We start from the raw sequence: 15,786 nt of genomic DNA, 5'->3' as shown, positions 1-15,786 counted from the left end.
CAACCGAAGTTGTCTTGGTCACTTCACCAGACATTGAAAATCAAAAATTGTTTTTGATGTTCGATGCTGTGAGTGCCCACACAGATTGCTTGATTCAAATTGTTAAAGAGCAGGGTCTGAAACTATAACCCTCACTGGGTTGCTTTGCAAGCCAGACCAGCAGCGCACTGCGCCGTGCTGATGGAGGCGCATTATAGGGATCTGATTCTTTCTGACAAGCAAAAACTATGTGTTTTTTTGAGAAAGACGTTCAAGTGTTTAATCTGCAACCAGATCGTGCAAAACACCTTCGCCATAGGGCTCATAAGAGGTCACTTTCGGCAGCACCCGGGCTGCTCAGACCAGGCGGCCTGTTTTATATAGAGAGGGTTCATATATGAGGAGGAGATGCGCAAATAGAAAAGGGCCCTGCCGGACCCTTTCAAATGTGTGCTGCTGACCAATCAGATGGAGAAGCTGGAGCCGCAACCACAGGTGGTCGAGGCGTTGGGGTTGGTCACGGTAAAGCGAGAGCCTTCCAGACCTTCGGTGTAGTCCACGCTGCCACCAACCAGATACTGCAGGCTCATGGGATCGATCACCATGGTCACGCCGCTCTTCTCAACCACGGTATCCCCGTCGTTGATCTTTTCGTCAAAGGTGAAACCGTACTGGAAACCGGAGCAGCCCCCCCCAGTGATGTAGACCCGCAACTTGAGCTCGGGATTTTCTTCTTCGGTAATCAAGGTCTTTACCTTGTTCGCCGCCGCATCCGTCATCTGGATTGGCAACGGGGCTTCTGCTACTGCACTCATTACTGACCTCACAACCATTACATCCACAAACATGGAAACCGCGAAATTATCCAATACCCGACCATTTAGTTCAAGTATTCACCACTCTCTTACTGCACCACAGGCAAGGGAGCTGGTTGGGTCACCAGAGGCTTGAGTACCTCGCTCCACTCCGCCAGCAACTCCTGGGCCGGCTGGCGCCCCTCCTTGGCGATGATGACCCTCACCCGATCCGGCACAAAGCCTGTCGGCAGTTGCCAGTTGCCTTCCAGCAGCTGGAAGTAGCGCAGGGCATAGCGCCCCTCCCCGACCTTCATGCCAAGCTCACGCCCGCTGAGGATCCTGGGCTTGTCTGCCAGACTGCCTTCGACCCTGATTTGTACCTGGCCCCGGAACAGCTCCCGCTTCTTGGCGGGCTGGGTCAGGGCCAGACGATAGTGATAGCGACCCGGCACGCTGGTTTCCTGCAGGGTCAGGTTGTCGATGGTCACTCCCACCTGATCACCGGTAGGACGCATGATCCGCTCGAAGAAGGCCAGCTGGCGCTTCTGCTCCTGTACCTGAGCCTCCTGATCCTTGAGGGTCTGCTGCAGCTGTTCGAAGGCCGCCTTCTGGGTCGCCAGCAAGGTCTCCTTGACCCCCAGATCCGTCTTGAGCTGGCCTATGGCTTTGCTCTGCCGCTCCAGGGTCTCTTGCTGCACCGTCAGCAGACTGCTCTGTGCCAGCTCTTGCCGATTCCCGATGAAATAGCCGATGCAGGCCCCCACCGCCAGCACCACCAATACCTTCACGATTTGGGACATAGGGCCTCTTCTATTAGCACGCCATACCACGGCCTGTTTCCCTTCACTATACGCGACCTTGCCGGATTGATGCGGATAAACAAGGAGTTAACTGGCAGCCACGCTGCCGTCTCCCCGCTTTTGACGCGCCGCAAGCCGTAAAGTTCGCTCCAGGATCTGGGAGTAGATGGGACGCCCTCCCAACCACTGCGCCACCAGGGTGGCTCCTATGGTGGTGATCATCATGGGCAGGATCAGCTGATAGTTGTCCGTCATCTCGGTCACCAGCACTATGCCGGTGATGGGGGCCCGCACTGTGGCGGCAAACAGCGCCCCCATGCCGGCGATGGCGAAGGCGCCGGGCTCTATGCCCAGATCGGGAAAGGCCGCATGGAACAGGTGGCCGAAGACCACCCCGAACAGGGTGCCGAGTGCCAGGGTCGGGGCGAAGACGCCGCCGGGGGCGCCCGAACAAAAACAGACGAGGGTGGCGATCAGTCGCACCGAGAAGATGAGGAAGAGGGTCGCCATCCCATAGTCGCTCCCCACCAGATGAGGGATCAGCTCGGTTCCCCCACCGGTCACCGAGGGGGCAAACAGCGACAGCACGCCGAAGGTTCCCGCCACCAGCATGCCGATGGCGACGAAGCGGTGACGCTTGTTCTGGTGCAGGGCCAGATAGCCGTCCTGACAGGCGAGCACCAGCTTGTTGAACACGAAGCCCAGCACGCCGAAACAGCCCCCCATGAAGAGGAAGAGCCAGAGCGCCTTCAGGGCCGGGGCGTCGTAGTGGGGCAGGCTGATGACAGGCGCCTGCCCCTTCATGTTCTGCAGCATCAGGGTCGCCATGACGGCCGAGATCCCCACCGCCTTGATGGCGAGGAAGGAGTAACGGAACTGCGGCCGCATCTCCTCCATCACGAAGAGTATCCCCGCCAGCGGCGCGTTGAAGGCGGCAGCCAGACCGCCCGCCGCCCCCGCCGCCAGCAGGGCGTGGCCATGTTCCTTCGGCAGGCGGAAGATGTCCGCCACCATCTTGCCAAGGTTGCCGCCGATCTGTACCGAGGGCCCCTCCCGCCCCAATACCATGCCGGAACTCAGGGTACAGATGCCACCGAAGAACTTGACCGGCAAGACCCGCCACCAGCGCACCGGACGCAGCTCGTCCATGGCCCCCTCGATCTCGGGAATGCCGGAGCCACCCGCTTCCGGGGCGAAAGTGTGAGTGAGGAAGTAACCGACAAACCCCAGCATGGCGCTGAAACCAAAGCCCAGCAGACCGAGTTGCCACCAGGGGCGATCCGCCAGCAGCAGGACTCGCTGCTGTGCCAGCCAGTGCACACCGGATTCAAACAACCCGCAGACAAGTCCGGCCAGAACCCCGACCAGGGCGGCCAGCAAGAGTACCAGCAGCGGCATCTTGTCCCGCCGGATCAGACGCTGCAGGGCAGGAGGGCGGCCTTGTGTGGTCGCCTCGCGAGGGGGGATAGCTTGTTGCACCATGGGTATTCACGCTCATCTAACGAGGGTCGGAAAACACCCGGCCTCGGCTCGGCTGCCCAGCACAGGGCCTTTCTGCTATAGTCGGCCCGTTTCATTTATCACGGGTGCAGACCGGGAGTCCGGGTGGCGAGAGCGCAAAGCATACTCCTCCCACCACAGCCTGCCGAGCCGCAATCGACCGCCTGCGCCCGGGTGACGACCAAAATCCCATTAAGGATGATCCATGTCAAAATCAGATCAGCTGTTTGAACAGGCCCGCCAGACCATTCCGGGCGGCGTCAACTCACCGGTCCGCGCCTTCAATGGGGTCGGCGGCACACCCCGCTTCATCGAGAGTGCCGACGGCGCCTACCTCTATGACGTGGACGGTCAGGCCTATGTGGACTACATCGGCTCCTGGGGCCCCATGCTGCTGGGTCACAACCACCCGGCCATCAAGGCCGCCGTCATCAAGGCCGTTGAGAAGGGGCTGAGCTACGGCGCCCCCACCGAGATCGAAGTGCTGATGGCCGAGAAGGTACGCCAGATAGTGCCCTCCATGGAGCAGGTGCGGATGGTCAACTCCGGCACCGAAGCCACCATGAGCGCCATCCGCCTCGCCCGTGGCTACACCGGCCGCGACAAGATCGTCAAGTTCGAGGGCTGCTACCACGGCCACGCCGACTCCCTGCTGGTGAAGGCGGGTTCCGGCGCCCTGACCCTGGGCCAGCCCAACAGCCCGGGCGTCCCGGCCGACTTTGCCAAACACACCCTCACCTGCGTGTTCAACGATCTGGACTCGGTGCGCGAGGCCTTCACCCAGTACGGCAGCGAAATCGCCTGCATCATAGTCGAGCCGGTGGCGGGCAACATGAACTGCATCCCGCCAGTGCCCGGCTTCCTGGAAGGGCTGCGCGCCATCTGCGACGAGTTCGGCGCCCTGCTGATCCTGGACGAAGTGATGACCGGCTTCCGCGTCTCCCTGCGCGGCGCCCAGGGCCACTACAACATAGATCCAGACCTCACCACCCTCGGCAAGATCATCGGGGCCGGCATGCCGGTGGGCGCCTTCGGCGGCAAGAAGAAGGTGATGCAATACATAGCCCCGACCGGCCCCGTCTATCAGGCGGGCACCCTCTCCGGCAACCCTGTGGCCATGGCCGCCGGTCTCACCATGCTGGACCTGCTGCTGGAGCCGGGCCTCTACGAGCAGCTGAGCGACAAGACGGCCCGCGTTGCTGAAGGACTGAAAGCGGCCGCCGCCAGGCACGGCATCCCGCTCGCCATCAACCATGTGGGCGGCATGTTCGGCTTCTTCTTCACCGAAGAGACCGAGATCACCCGCTACGAGCAGGTGACCCGCTGCGACATGGAGCGCTTCAAGCGCTTCTACCATCTCATGCTGGAAGAGGGTGTCTATCTGGCGCCGAGTGCCTACGAGGCGGGCTTCCTGTCCCTGGCTCACGGTGACAAGGAGATCGAACACACCCTGGCCGCCGCCGAGCGCAGCTTCGCCAAACTGGCGGGCTGAGCCCTGCCAGCATCAACCAAGGGCCCGCGAAGGGCCCTTTTTTGTTACCTCTGTGTCTCGCCTTGCCAGAGCCCTCTTCTGGTGCAGCCCCCTCTCCTTCTCGCCGGCGTTTGCCACTTGCTGGTGCATCCGCGGCCACACTGGCTGTCATAAAGCGGGCCCACTATTTGCACTGCCTTACTCAGGAGCCCACTTGACCGAGGTCCATATGGCAGAGATGAGCCCCATCGATGTGCTGCGGCGCTATCAGGAGTACGAAACCGAGTTGACCCCCCTGTTGCTGGGGCTGCTCACCCTCCCCCAGGAGGCCCTCAAGGGCTATCCCTTCGTGCTGAGCGTGCAGAGCCTGGGTCAGAGCCAGGCAAGCGCGAGGATCCTGCCCCCCATTCCGGCCCCCCAGGGGCAGTTGCGACTGAGGGTGCAGGGTCATGGCCGCGAGCTTGAGATCAATCTGCACCAGCTGATCGCCTGGCTGATGGGGGACAGGGAGCGGCGCCGCGCCATCCCCTGGTTCAGGGCCGTCTACGTGATCCTGAGCCTGGCGCTGTTTCTCATCGTGGGAACCCTGATCTGGCATGGCCTCGAGCAGCTCTATCTGCTGCTGTGTGGCACCCAGCAGAACCGGCTCGGCGCCTTCAGCGCCATCATCTTCCTGACCTTGGCGCTGGCGGTGTTCGATCTCGGCAAGACCATACTGGAGGAGGAGGTGCTGCTGCATAAGGACATCTTCCGCCACAGCGCCATTCGCCGTACCATCACCCGCTTCATCGCCGCCATCCTGATTGCGGTCTCCATCGAGGGGCTATTGCTGCTGTTCAAGGGGTCCCTCGGCCAGAACGAACTGCTCTGGCCTGCGGTGGGGGTAATGGGCTGCGCCGTGGGATTGCTGCTGGCGCTGGGGCTCTATGTCTTCCTCGGGGCCAAGGCCGAGGCCGCCCTGGTCGCCTCCAGTCAGCGGCCCCTGACCAGTGACGGCGAGTCTGGGGCAGGCCTTCTGCCTCGGCGACGCAGTGGCTTCAGACGGGCGAGATAACTCCTCGCCCTGACAGGCTTCCTGCGGATTGGAGACGGCTAGCGGGGAGCCTCACTCAGCTGGGCTTGTGCTTCAACCTGGATGGGCTGACGGCGCGCCGCCTGCCAGGAGGCGTACATGGTCCAGGAGGTGTAGATGACAATCAAAGCCGCCAACCATATCAGCATCTCCATGTCCATGGACTGCACCAGCAACTCCGGAACCAGTACCACAGCCCAGTCTATGACGCTACGAGCTGGCGGCACCGGCCAGCCGGGACTCGGGCTGACGGCGCGCCGCCTGCCAGGAGGCGTACATGGTCCAGGAGGTGTAGATGACGATGAAGGCCACCAGCCATTTGAGCATCTCCATGTCCATGGACTGTACCAGCATGGCCGCCAGTACCACGCCGATGGGACCGAAGAGGGCCACCGCCAGCACGGCCCTGGCATCGAAGGCCCCCTTGCGGATGAAGGTGCCCGCCGAGAAGACGCTGAGCACGGCGGTGGACCCCATCATGATGGGGAAGGCCGCCAGCGGGTTCATCCCCAGCAGATAGACCAGCGTCATGCAGGGGGCAAATAGGCCGATGCCCACATTCATCAGCACCCCGAACAGGAAGTTGCCGAGCAGGGCTATTCCCAGCTTGTAGCCACTGAGCCCCATGGCCTCGCCCCCGAGCGGGAACAGACCCAGCAGGCCGGCGAAGATGAGTCCGGCCACCACCAGCAGGGAGACCGCCATCACCAGCCTGATGGTCTGGCGATCGAACGAGGCCACATGACGGGCCCCCCAGGCGGCGCCCGCAGCGGCGGCGGCCATCATGCTGATGAGGGTGAGCGGATCCACCTTGACCACGCCGATGAAGATGAGGGACTGGGTCACGGTCGGCAGCACGCACTGACCGTTGAGGGTGCCCGGCAGCAGGCGATCGTCGATCAGCTTGAACTGCTTGTAGCAGGCGGTCTTGACCGCGAAGCTGCCGACCCCAAGGGTGTCGAGAAAGTTGGCGACGAAGCCGATGGCCGCCACCGGCCAGAAGGGGGTGGACTCCAGCTCGCCCCGGCGCCGCTTGTGCCACCAGGCGTGGACCAGCATGAAGATAAAGACCAGGGCGCAACCGATAAACAACAGGCGCAGAAAAGTGACAAGCATAGGGGGACCTCCAGCAACGGGCGGCGATTCTAAGGCAGCCCACAGAAAAGATCCTGGTCTGGATCACGCTTTCATCGAGTGCAAACGTTTTGCCCCGTCAGTTTCTGATGGTAAAGCTCGAATGACTCTGCCAATACTTGTCGTTGAGGGCGCAAGCCCGCACTCATCGGGCGTAGTCCTGGTCATTTCGCGACGACCACAGCACCGATGGGCATAAGCAAAAGAAGGCGGTCACCCGCCTTCTTTTTATTGCCTTCCGTCATCCCGGCCGCAACGGCCTCAGGAGATCCAGCGGGGCAGCCTGGGAGCCAGGCGGTCGATCAGCCGATCCGACAATGGGGTCAGCAGCAAGGGCGGCAGGCAGATGAGGGCGAGGCAGAGGGCACCGACATAGACGTCCGTCAGCCAGTGGGCACCGGCGAGGATGCGGGGGGCCGAGAACAGGGGCACCATCAGCACGGCGATCACCGCGGCCCGGCGCGGCAGGTAACGCAGGGCAAAGCCGGCGAAGATCATCAAAAACAGCGCATGATCACCGGGGAAGCTGTCGCCCGCAGAGTCCTTGGTCGGGATGGTGCTGAGCTCGGTCAGCCGCAGTGCCCCGCCCACCATCAGGGTGGGGCTGGGACGGCTGACCGGCAGCAGGTGGCCGAGCTGATTGATCACCAGGGCCCCCAGCAACATGACGATCCCCATGGCCACCAGGCGACGGCGCCCCTCACCCCGGGCCCGGAAGAAGCAGGTGGCCAGGATCAGCCCCATGCAGCCCAGGGCGGCCAGATCGAACAGGCGATTGTTGGTGATGGCCACCAGGTCGGCCCAGCGGGCGGATTCACCCAGCCAGCCATTGACCAGCTGGAAGGTGGCGAGATCCCAGTGATCCCAGGGGCCATGACCCGGCAGGGTGGCCCAACTGAGGGCAATCAGGCCCCCGATCAGATAGAAAGGTATGAACTTGCTCATGCCGAGTCTTCCTTCAAAAAGCGGTGATTCTAGGCCAGCCTCCCGGTGACTTGAATCACAAAAATGTAAGAATTCATGTAACAAACAATGCTCTATTGAATCTTGTTTATACCCGCCCAGCCACCCCCGGATGCGGGAGCGGCCAGCACCACCTTGGCGCGCCAGGGGCTTGCGGCTAGTATGAGGCTCTTTTTACTCAGGATGATGGCTATGCGCAGCTACCTTCGCATGATGTTGTTTGCCCTCGGTTTGCTGGCGGGCGTGCAGATACCGGGGATCGTCGATCTCTACTACCAGCGGCTGGATGCGCGCCTGCAGCAGGCCGGCCTCAGTCTGGCCCCCTTCCAGCGCACCGCGGATCAGCACTTTGGCGGCGATCTCGACGCCCTGGTCGCCCATTACGGCGCCAGCCAGGATCCCGTCTTCACCCAGGATGCCACCAGCCTGCAGCAACTGGTGAGCCAGCAGCGCCACCTGCAGCAGGAGCGCGCCTTCCAGGATAGGCCCTGGTACCTGCAAGTCTCCCATCTGCTGTTGCAGGCGGACTCCCAGCTCTGGCAGGACACCCTGCGCAACTACGGCTATGTGGTGCCCCTCAAGCAGGCCGCCATCTTCTGCGGCGTGGCGGCGGGACTGCTCGCGTCCCTGCTGGGGGATCTGCTGCTCGGCCTGCTCCTGCTGCCCTTTCGCCAGCGCCAGCCCGCCCCCCGTCACGCCCTGCGCTGACCCCTGTCCGTCTCAGGCAACAGGGGCCAGCGGCCCCTGTTGTCGTTCTCCTCCCGAAAGGGGCTACTCGAAGGGTTCGAGGTAGGCCTCGATGGCCTTCTTCAGCCAGGCCAGCACCTTGCCGTGATGGGCGTTTTCCGACAGATAGACCCCGTAATCGCGCCACTGCAGGCTGAACTTGTGCTTCAGGGTCAGCAGCTCCCCCTGGCGCAGCTGGCTCTGGATCAGCGGTGAGGGCAGCACCGCCCAGCCGAGACCGTCCAGCACGGCATCCCGCATCAGCTCGAAGCTCGACAACCCGATGTGCTGGCCGCCGATGGGGAGCAGGCTCTTGACCGAGAACTCGTCCACATAGGAGAGGGTGACCTGGGTCTGATCGGTGAGATCCTGCTGCAGCACCCGTTTCAACCCCGCCAGCGGGTGGCTGGGCGCCACCACCATCAGGGTGCGGATGGGGTTGAGCACGTCTATGTTGAGGCCGCTACGCTCCTGATCCTCGGTGATGAGGCCGAAGGCGGCATCCACGAACCCCTCCTCCACCAGGGCTGGCAGTTCGGGGGGCGAGGCCAGCACCAGGGAGATGCTGGTGCCGGGAAACTGGTGGCGCAGCGCCCCCAGCATCTCGCGCCAGACCGGTTCCGGGATGGCGTCGTCCCGCGCTACCCGCAGCGCCACCTCGGCCCCGGAGGCGTGGTGCTCGCACTTGAGCTTGAGGCTGTTGGCCGCCTGCAGCAGCCGCCGGCAGTCGTCCAGCACCTGCTCCCCTATCTCGGTGAGTCGGCTCTGGTTGGCCCCTCGTTCAAAAAGGTCGACGCCAAGCTCCACTTCCAGGGAGGCGATCGCCGTGCTGACGGCGCTCCGGCTCTTGCCAAGGCGTCTGGCGGCATTGGCAATCGAACCACTGTCTGCTGACTCTACAAAGAGTTGTATCTGATAAAGCTTCATGGTCGCGCTCTGGTGGCAGCTTGTTCCATCTTCACCTTACGCCGCCCTCCTTCCCCAAGGCAAACCCGTAGCGCCGTAATTATCGACGCTCAGCGATACCCAGCTCTGCCCCGGCTGCGGCTATCCTCTCCCTCGTCGCAGCAACAGAAGGAAACCCCATGTCATTCAGTCCCCTGCTTTTGGCCCGCCTCTTCCTGACGGGGGCCATCCTGACCGAGGTGGCAGGCACCTCCACCATGGCCCTGATCCCGGAGAGTGAGACCGGCTGGCTCCACCATCTGCCGATGTGGCTGCTCATCGCCCTCTCCTACCTGCTGCTGGCCAAGGCCGCCAAAACAATCTCCATTGGTATTGCGTTCGCGTTGTGGGAGGGGCTGGGAATCGCCCTGATCACCTCCGTCTCCGTGCTGTTCCTGGGCTACGAGCTGAGTGTGCAGGAGTGGATCGGGCTGGCGCTGGCAATAGTGGGCATTGTTATGGTGACCCTGGGGGAAACCCATGTCGAGCCGCTTGATGCAACTACGGCCAAGGAGCTTCCATGCACCCGTTGATCATCGTACTGGGCGCCGCCCTGCTGGATGTGGGGGCCAACATGGCCATCAACCGCTCCCTCGGTTTTCGCCACAAGGGCTGGGGCCTGCTCGGCATACTGCTGGTGCTCTGTGCCTTTACCCTGCTCAGTGAGGCGGTGAGCACCGGCCGGATAGATCTCGCCGTGGCCTATGCCACCTGGGGCGCCATCGGCATCCTGGGCACCGCCCTCGGCGGCCTGCTGCTGTTTGGCGAGCGCCTCAAGCCCGTCGGCTGGGTCGGCATCCTGGTGATGGCCGTCGCCGTGGCCCTGCTGACCACGGCCTGACCCCATGAAAAAAGCCGCCCGGTGTTCGCCGGGCGGCTTTTTTGCGCACTCATGAGCAAAGCCCGCTCATGCCGGCTCCGCATCGACCTCGTAGAGCTCCAGCGGCAGGCCGTCCGGGTCTGCGAAGAAGGTGAAGCGACTGCCGGTCAGCTCGTCCACCCGTACCGGCTCCACGGCCACCCCGTGGCGCTCCAGATGGGCGATGACGGGATCGAGCGCCTGCACCCGAAACGCCAGGTGCCGCAGGCCGCACGCCTCCGGCCTGGAGGGGCGTGCAGGGGGGGCGGGAAAGCTGAACAGCTCCAGCTGGCTGCCATCCGGCAGCGCCAGATCCAGCTTCCAGGAGTGGCGGGCCTCCCGCAGGGTCTCCGCCAGTATGGGCAGCCCCAGCACCTGGTGGTAGAAGTGGCGCGAGCGATCATAGTCGCTGGCGATGATGGCCACATGGTGAATGCCGCCGAGCAGGGGAAGTGTCATGACAATCCTTGTAAAACGGGCAGCCAGGGCTGCCCGTGTTCGTTAGTTGAAGAAGCCGCCGAACCAGTCATCCAGCGCGTTGACCGGGTTGGAGACAGGGCTGGCGCAGCTTGCCGGAGCCCCGAGCCCCGCCAGCTTGGCCGGCACCTGCAGGCTGCCGGGACAGTCGCTGGCGACCCGGGCGCCGCTCGCGCGGGAGAAGCTGGCCCAGCTCACCCCTTCCGGCATCTTCAGCCCCAGGCTGTTGACGCCGCGCTGGCTCATGTAGCCGCTGAACAGCTGCAAGGCACCGCTGGCCCCGGTCAGCCCGGCGGGCTGGTTGTCATCCCGGCCGACCCAGACGCTCACCAGCTCGTTGTTGTCCATACCGGCAAACCAGGAGTCCCGCAGCTCGTTGGTGGTCCCTGTCTTGGCGGCCATGGTGGCGCCGGGGAACTTGGCGCCGAGCGCCCGGGCCGTGCCCTGGCTCACCGTCTTGGTCATGGCGAACAGGGTCAGCCAGCTGGCCTGGGGATCCGTCACCCGCTTGGCGGTCTCGTCATGCTGATAGAGCTGGCTGCCATCGCCGTTCACCACGGCGCGGATGGCCGACAGCGGCTGGGTCAGCCCCTGGTTGGCGATGGGCAGATACATCTGGTTCACCTCCATGGGGGAGAGCGCCACCGCCCCCAGCACCAGGGACGGATAAGGCTGGATCTCCTGCTGGACCCCCAGCTTGTGCAGGGTGTCCACCACCTTGTCGAGCCCCACCTGCATCCCCAGGTTGACGGTCGGCACGTTGAGGGAGCTGGCGAGCGCCTCCATCAGCGGCACGCTCTGGCGGAACTTGCGATCGTAGTTCTGCGGCGTCCAGATCTGGCCATCCTGACCGCGGATGCGGATCGGCTGATCCTTGAGCGGCGTGCCCAGGGTCAGGCCGTTGGAGAGACCGGTGAGATAGACAGCCGGTTTCACCAGGGAGCCTATCTGGCGACGGGCATCCAGCGCACGGTTGAAGCCGGCGTAACGGGGATCCCGTCCCCCCACCATGGCGACCACCTCGCCCTTGTGCCAGTCGGAGACCACCATGGCCGCCTCCAGCTTCTTCTTGCCGCGCTGCTTCTCTATGGTGGCGAGGCCGGTCTGCACCGCCTGCTCGGCGGCGTGCTGGGCGATGGGATCCAGGCTGGTGAAGATCTTGAGGCCGGACTGCTTGAGCAGATCCGGGCCGAAGCGGTTCTGGATCTCCCGCTTGAGCAGCCCCATGAAGGCCGGGGTGCGGCCATAGCTCATCTGGCCCCGGGTGATGATGCCAAGGGGCTGCTTGCTGGCCAGCTCATACTCGGCCTGGGTCAGGCTGCCGTGATCCATCAGCAGCTTGAGCACCAGATCCCGACGCGCCTTGGCCCGCTCGGGGAAGCGCCAGGGATCGTAATAGGAGGGTCCCTTCACCATGCCCACCAGCAGGGCCACCTGATCGATGTCCAGCTCGTTGACCGGAATGCCGAAGTAGAAGTAGGAGGCGAGCCCGAAGCCATAGACCCCCTGGGAGAAGTTCTGCCCCAGATAGACCTCGTTGAGGTAGGCTTCCAGGATCTCGTCCTTGCTGTAGCGGTAGTCGATGAGCACCGCCATATAGGCTTCCTGCAGTTTGCGCCACAGGCTGCGCTCCCGGGTCAGGAAGAAGTTCTTGGCGAGCTGCTGGGTGAGGGTACTGCCCCCCTGCACGGTGCGACCCGCCAGCAGGTTGGCTGCCATGGCGCGCATGATGGCCACCGGGGAGACGCCGCCGTGCTGGTAGAAGTCCCGATCCTCTGTGGTCAGCAGGGTGACCAGCAGGCTGTCCGGCACCTCGGAGAGGCGTACCAGCAGGCGATCCTCCCGATCCTCTGTGTTGAGGCGATCCAGCAACACCGGGTCCATCTGGGCATAACCTAGCTGACGCTGGTTCTCCAGGGACTGGATCCCCTCCAGCCGCGCCCCGTTGAAGGTGAGGCGCAGGCCACGGGCGCCGTCGGCGCCGTCATGGAACTCGAACGGACGGCGGACAAGCTCGATGCGGTTGCCGCTCACGGCATACTCCCCCGGGGTGTGGGGCTGGCGCACCTGCTTGTAGCTCAGCATGTTGAGCTCCCGCAGCATCTGGGTCTGGGAGAGGCGCTGGCTGGGGTAGAGCTCCAGCGGGCGACTGTAGACCATCACGGGCAACTGCCACTTCTCCCCGTCAAAACGCTCGCGCACCTTGGTATCCAGATAGATGCCGAACACCACCATAAAGGCCGCCACCACCAGGGAGAGCTTGAAGCCCAGCCAGAACAGGGTGCGCCAGATGGTGCGCTTGGGCGCCGCCTTCTTGGGGGTACGCTTGCGTTGTTGCGTTGCCATAATTCCTCTTTGCTTTCCTTTCTACTTGTGATGTCGCATGCGCGAACGTCCGATCGGGCTTAACCAATCGAACCTGGATCCTGGGTTTCGCTTCGCCAGACAAAGGGATGCCCCCTCATCCCCAACCCTTCTCCCCTGTCGTTGAAAAAGGGAGAGGAGAAGGGAGCAAACACCAGGCTCGCTCGGTTTCCTCTCCCCCAGGGAGAGGGCGAGGGCCGTCTGCTGGCGTTGGGCTTCCCCATGCCAGCCCCCACCTACAACCCCATCTTCTTCTTGGTGACTTTGGTCGGCATGGCCTCCAGGGGATTGTCCGGCCAGTAGTGACGGGGGTAACGCCCCTTCATCTCTTTCTTCACCTGCTCGTAGGAGCCCGCCCAGAAGGCGGCGAGGTCGGCGGTGATCTGCAGCGGCCGCTGGGCCGGGGAGAGCAGCTCCACCACCAGGGGCACCCGGCCATCGGCCACACAGGGGGTGGTGCCCTGCCCGAACATCTCCTGGATGCGCACCGGGATCACCGGGGCCTGCCCCGGCTGATAGCGGATCCGCACCCGGCTGCCGGTCGGCGCGCTGAAGTGGCTCGGCAGCGCCTCGTCCAACCGCTTTGGCAAGGGCCAGGGCAGGGACTGACGCAGCAGAGCCGAGAGGTTGAGCCTCTTGAGCTGCTCCAGCCGGGTCATGCCGCTCAGGGCTGGCAAGAGCCACTCCTCCAGCCGGGCCAGCAGACTCTCGTCGTCCACGGCGGGCCAGCCCTCGTCCGGCAGCCAGTCGTGGGCGCAGCGCAATCGGGCCAGCAAGCCTTCACTGCCCTCGTCCCAGGGCAGCACGTGCAGCCCCTTGCGACGAATGCCCTGCAACAGGCAGCGCCCCTTCTGCTCGTCGGAGAGATCGGTCAGCGGCCGCTGGCCGAGCACCAGTTCGCCGATCACCTGCTGGCGCTCGGCCCGCACCCGCTCCTCGCGCTCGTCCCAGTCAAACCACTGGCGCTCGCTCACCAGCTCCGGCAGCTGGCGCACCAGCTCGTCCAGCGCCACCGGCTCGGCGATGAAGATGCGGCTGCCGCGATCGTTCTGCCCCATCTCGATGGCGATCAGGGCCCCTTGTCCCTGACATGGGTGACCTTCTACCAGATCGCAGCTGATCCCACCACTGAGTTGATAGCGGCTGCCGCCGCGCAGCTTGCCGATCCTGTCCGGCCAGGCGAGGGCGCACAGCAGCCCCAGCCACTGCCCCTGGGCGCCGGCAGGGCGGGCCCCCAGCCGTTCGAACCAGCGGGCGGCCCCCTGACGCAGGGCCCCCAGACGGCGATGGAAGAGCACGGAAAGGCGCTCAGATCCTCGCAGATCTTCTTCCAGCAGCGCCACCAGGAATGCCGCATCGGCGACAATCCCTGTCAGACCCTCGGCCTCCAGCTCCCGGGCCCGCAACAGCATGCGCGCCAGCCGAGGATGAGTGCCGAAGGCGGCCATGGTGCGGCCGGCCGGGGTGAGTTGTTGCTCAGCCTCCGGCTTCATGGCGCCAAGGGCCACCAGCAGGCGACGGGCGCTCGCCACCGCAGGGGCGGGGGGCATGTCCAGCAGCGGCAGATCTTCTACCTTGGCCCCCCACTGGGCGGCGTCCAGCAGCAGGCCGGTCAGCTCCTGGGTGAGGATGTCCGGCGGGCTCTGCTCGGCGAGGCGCTCCTGCACCTCGGCGCTCCACAGCCGGTAGCAGACCCCGGGGCCGAGACGGCCGGCACGGCCGGCCCGCTGGGTGGCGGAGGCCCTGGCAATCTGACGGGTCTCCAGCCGGGTGACGCCGCTTCTCAGATCGAAGGTGGCGCGCCGCTCCAGCCCGCTGTCGATCACCACAGAGACCCCCTCTATGGTGAGGGAGGTCTCCGCCACATTGGTGGTGAGCACCAGCTTGCGACGCCCCGCCGGAGCGGGCTCGATGGCCGCCTGCTGGGCCGCCATGTCGAGACGCCCGTAGAGGGGGGCGAGGCGCACGTCATCCGGCAGGCGCCCCTCCAGCCACTGGGCGAGCCGCTCTATCTCCCCCTGTCCAGGCAGGAACACCAGGGCGCTGCCGGCGTGGGCCGCCAGCGCCTCCAGCACCACTGCGCCCACCTGGGGCTCCAGCCACTGCTGGCGATTGGCGGGGCGGTAGTGGTAGTCAATGGGAAAGCCGCGCCCCTCGGAGCGGATCACAGGGGCGTCCGGCAACAGGGCCTCCAGCGCCATGCCGTCCAGGGTGGCGGACATGATGAGCAAGCGGAGATCCTCCCGCAGCCCCTGCTGGCTCTCGATGGCGAAAGCCAGGGCGGTATCGGCATGCAGGCTGCGCTCGTGGAATTCATCGAAAATGACGAGCGACACCCCGCTAAGCTCGGGGTCTTGCTGCAACATCCGGGTCAGCACCCCCTCGGTCACTATCTCGAGCCGGGTCGCGGCACTGGTGCGACTCTCGCCCCGCACCCGCAGCCCGATGCGCTCCCCCACCTTCTCCCCGAGCTGGCGCGCCAGAAAGCCCGCTATGTTGCGCGCCGCGAGGCGGCGGGGCTCCAGCATGATGATGCGGCCGGGCAGCCGGTTTCGGCGCACCAGCTCGAGGGGCAGCATGGTCGACTTGCCCGCCCCCGGGGGGGCCTGCAATATCACGCTGGCGTGGCTGTCGATGGCATCAAACAGCTCGGGCAGTACAGAGACGATGGGGAGTTGGGACAAAACGGCGAAGACCTT

General features: G+C 64.4%; 15 protein-coding genes. 5 read left to right on the top strand and 10 right to left on the bottom strand.

Annotated elements, in window-relative coordinates; genetic code table 11:
- Positions 1–443: 443 nt before the first annotated feature.
- The 3 genes from erpA to clcA all read right to left on the bottom strand — a co-directional run bounded on the left by erpA (position 444) and on the right by clcA (position 3,058).
- Positions 444–794, bottom strand: coding sequence for an iron-sulfur cluster insertion protein ErpA (erpA, locus tag AC1IN8_RS13935; protein ID WP_025328177.1), 351 nt, complete (start codon positions 792–794; stop codon positions 444–446).
- 89 nt (positions 795–883) lie between these two features.
- Complete coding sequence (locus AC1IN8_RS13930; protein ID WP_139434083.1) at positions 884–1,576, bottom strand: DUF6776 family protein; 693 nt, start codon at positions 1,574–1,576, stop codon at positions 884–886.
- A gap of 87 nt (positions 1,577–1,663) precedes the next feature.
- Positions 1,664–3,058: a H(+)/Cl(-) exchange transporter ClcA gene (clcA, locus tag AC1IN8_RS13925; RefSeq protein WP_479759205.1), complete on the bottom strand. Its 1,395-nt coding sequence runs from the start codon at positions 3,056–3,058 to the stop codon at positions 1,664–1,666.
- Positions 3,059–3,281: 223 nt separating this feature from the next.
- On the opposite strand from clcA, the gene hemL reads away from it, so the two are divergent.
- Positions 3,282–4,568 (top strand): glutamate-1-semialdehyde 2,1-aminomutase, encoded by a 1,287-nt coding sequence (hemL, locus tag AC1IN8_RS13920; RefSeq protein WP_479759203.1) that lies wholly within the window; start codon positions 3,282–3,284, stop codon positions 4,566–4,568.
- Positions 4,569–4,776: 208 nt separating this feature from the next.
- Positions 4,777–5,601: a hypothetical protein gene (locus AC1IN8_RS13915; RefSeq protein WP_479759219.1), complete on the top strand. Its 825-nt coding sequence runs from the start codon at positions 4,777–4,779 to the stop codon at positions 5,599–5,601.
- A 38-nt stretch (positions 5,602–5,639) separates the two neighbouring features.
- Here the strand turns inward: AC1IN8_RS13915 and AC1IN8_RS13910 are convergent, their stop codons facing one another.
- The 3 genes from AC1IN8_RS13910 to AC1IN8_RS13900 all read right to left on the bottom strand — a co-directional run bounded on the left by AC1IN8_RS13910 (position 5,640) and on the right by AC1IN8_RS13900 (position 7,698).
- A complete protein-coding gene (locus tag AC1IN8_RS13910; protein ID WP_479759221.1) occupies positions 5,640–5,813 on the bottom strand; it encodes a hypothetical protein in 174 nt (57 codons plus the stop codon).
- A gap of 16 nt (positions 5,814–5,829) precedes the next feature.
- Positions 5,830–6,735 carry a sulfite exporter TauE/SafE family protein gene (locus AC1IN8_RS13905; protein WP_262111698.1) on the bottom strand — a complete coding sequence of 302 codons (906 nt, stop codon included), beginning with the start codon at positions 6,733–6,735 and terminating at the stop codon, positions 5,830–5,832.
- Between the two features lie 279 nt (positions 6,736–7,014).
- Positions 7,015–7,698, bottom strand: coding sequence for a phosphatase PAP2 family protein (locus tag AC1IN8_RS13900; protein WP_479759201.1), 684 nt, complete (start codon positions 7,696–7,698; stop codon positions 7,015–7,017).
- A gap of 210 nt (positions 7,699–7,908) precedes the next feature.
- Here AC1IN8_RS13900 and AC1IN8_RS13895 point away from each other — a divergent pair, with 210 nt between their 5' ends.
- Entirely contained in the window at positions 7,909–8,424 is a 516-nt protein-coding gene (locus tag AC1IN8_RS13895; RefSeq protein WP_265436838.1) for a DUF2937 family protein, read from the top strand.
- A 63-nt stretch (positions 8,425–8,487) separates the two neighbouring features.
- On the opposite strand, the gene AC1IN8_RS13890 is transcribed toward AC1IN8_RS13895, so the two are convergent.
- Positions 8,488–9,369, bottom strand: coding sequence for a LysR family transcriptional regulator (locus AC1IN8_RS13890; protein WP_139434077.1), 882 nt, complete (start codon positions 9,367–9,369; stop codon positions 8,488–8,490).
- 158 nt (positions 9,370–9,527) lie between these two features.
- On the opposite strand from AC1IN8_RS13890, the gene AC1IN8_RS13885 reads away from it, so the two are divergent.
- Positions 9,528–9,920, top strand: a complete 393-nt coding sequence (locus tag AC1IN8_RS13885) for a DMT family transporter (protein WP_479759199.1) — start codon at positions 9,528–9,530, stop codon at positions 9,918–9,920.
- Complete coding sequence (locus AC1IN8_RS13880) at positions 9,908–10,228, top strand: SMR family transporter (protein WP_025328187.1); 321 nt, start codon at positions 9,908–9,910, stop codon at positions 10,226–10,228. The genes AC1IN8_RS13885 and AC1IN8_RS13880 overlap by 13 nt, the downstream gene beginning before the upstream one ends.
- Positions 10,229–10,294: 66 nt before the next feature.
- Here the strand turns inward: AC1IN8_RS13880 and gloA2 are convergent, their stop codons facing one another.
- The 3 genes from gloA2 to hrpB all read right to left on the bottom strand — a co-directional run bounded on the left by gloA2 (position 10,295) and on the right by hrpB (position 15,771).
- Positions 10,295–10,705 (bottom strand): SMU1112c/YaeR family gloxylase I-like metalloprotein, encoded by a 411-nt coding sequence (gene gloA2, locus AC1IN8_RS13875; protein WP_342059612.1) that lies wholly within the window; start codon positions 10,703–10,705, stop codon positions 10,295–10,297.
- 42 nt (positions 10,706–10,747) lie between these two features.
- Positions 10,748–13,069 carry a penicillin-binding protein 1B gene (gene mrcB / locus AC1IN8_RS13870; protein ID WP_139434074.1) on the bottom strand — a complete coding sequence of 774 codons (2,322 nt, stop codon included), beginning with the start codon at positions 13,067–13,069 and terminating at the stop codon, positions 10,748–10,750.
- A gap of 254 nt (positions 13,070–13,323) precedes the next feature.
- A complete protein-coding gene (hrpB, locus tag AC1IN8_RS13865; RefSeq protein WP_479759196.1) occupies positions 13,324–15,771 on the bottom strand; it encodes an ATP-dependent helicase HrpB in 2,448 nt (815 codons plus the stop codon).
- Positions 15,772–15,786: the final 15 nt, after the last annotated feature.

The sequence above is a fragment of the Aeromonas sp. 130281 genome, from assembly GCF_056642115.1.
This window is presented reverse-complemented; position numbering and strand designations above follow the sequence as displayed.

What these genes read in the sequence shown, in the direction of transcription:
- erpA (WP_025328177.1), bottom strand. Translation starts at nt 794, where the DNA reads ATGAGTGCAGTAGCAGAAGCCCCGTTGCCAATCCAGATGACGGATGCG.
- AC1IN8_RS13930 (WP_139434083.1), bottom strand. Translation starts at nt 1,576, where the DNA reads ATGTCCCAAATCGTGAAGGTATTGGTGGTGCTGGCGGTGGGGGCCTGC.
- clcA (WP_479759205.1), bottom strand. Translation starts at nt 3,058, where the DNA reads ATGGTGCAACAAGCTATCCCCCCTCGCGAGGCGACCACACAAGGCCGC.
- hemL (WP_479759203.1), top strand. Translation starts at nt 3,282, where the DNA reads ATGTCAAAATCAGATCAGCTGTTTGAACAGGCCCGCCAGACCATTCCG.
- AC1IN8_RS13915 (WP_479759219.1), top strand. Translation starts at nt 4,777, where the DNA reads ATGGCAGAGATGAGCCCCATCGATGTGCTGCGGCGCTATCAGGAGTAC.
- AC1IN8_RS13905 (WP_262111698.1), bottom strand. Translation starts at nt 6,735, where the DNA reads ATGCTTGTCACTTTTCTGCGCCTGTTGTTTATCGGTTGCGCCCTGGTC.
- AC1IN8_RS13900 (WP_479759201.1), bottom strand. Translation starts at nt 7,698, where the DNA reads ATGAGCAAGTTCATACCTTTCTATCTGATCGGGGGCCTGATTGCCCTC.
- AC1IN8_RS13895 (WP_265436838.1), top strand. Translation starts at nt 7,909, where the DNA reads ATGCGCAGCTACCTTCGCATGATGTTGTTTGCCCTCGGTTTGCTGGCG.
- AC1IN8_RS13890 (WP_139434077.1), bottom strand. Translation starts at nt 9,369, where the DNA reads ATGAAGCTTTATCAGATACAACTCTTTGTAGAGTCAGCAGACAGTGGT.
- AC1IN8_RS13885 (WP_479759199.1), top strand. Translation starts at nt 9,528, where the DNA reads ATGTCATTCAGTCCCCTGCTTTTGGCCCGCCTCTTCCTGACGGGGGCC.
- AC1IN8_RS13880 (WP_025328187.1), top strand. Translation starts at nt 9,908, where the DNA reads ATGCACCCGTTGATCATCGTACTGGGCGCCGCCCTGCTGGATGTGGGG.
- gloA2 (WP_342059612.1), bottom strand. Translation starts at nt 10,705, where the DNA reads ATGACACTTCCCCTGCTCGGCGGCATTCACCATGTGGCCATCATCGCC.
- mrcB (WP_139434074.1), bottom strand. Translation starts at nt 13,069, where the DNA reads ATGGCAACGCAACAACGCAAGCGTACCCCCAAGAAGGCGGCGCCCAAG.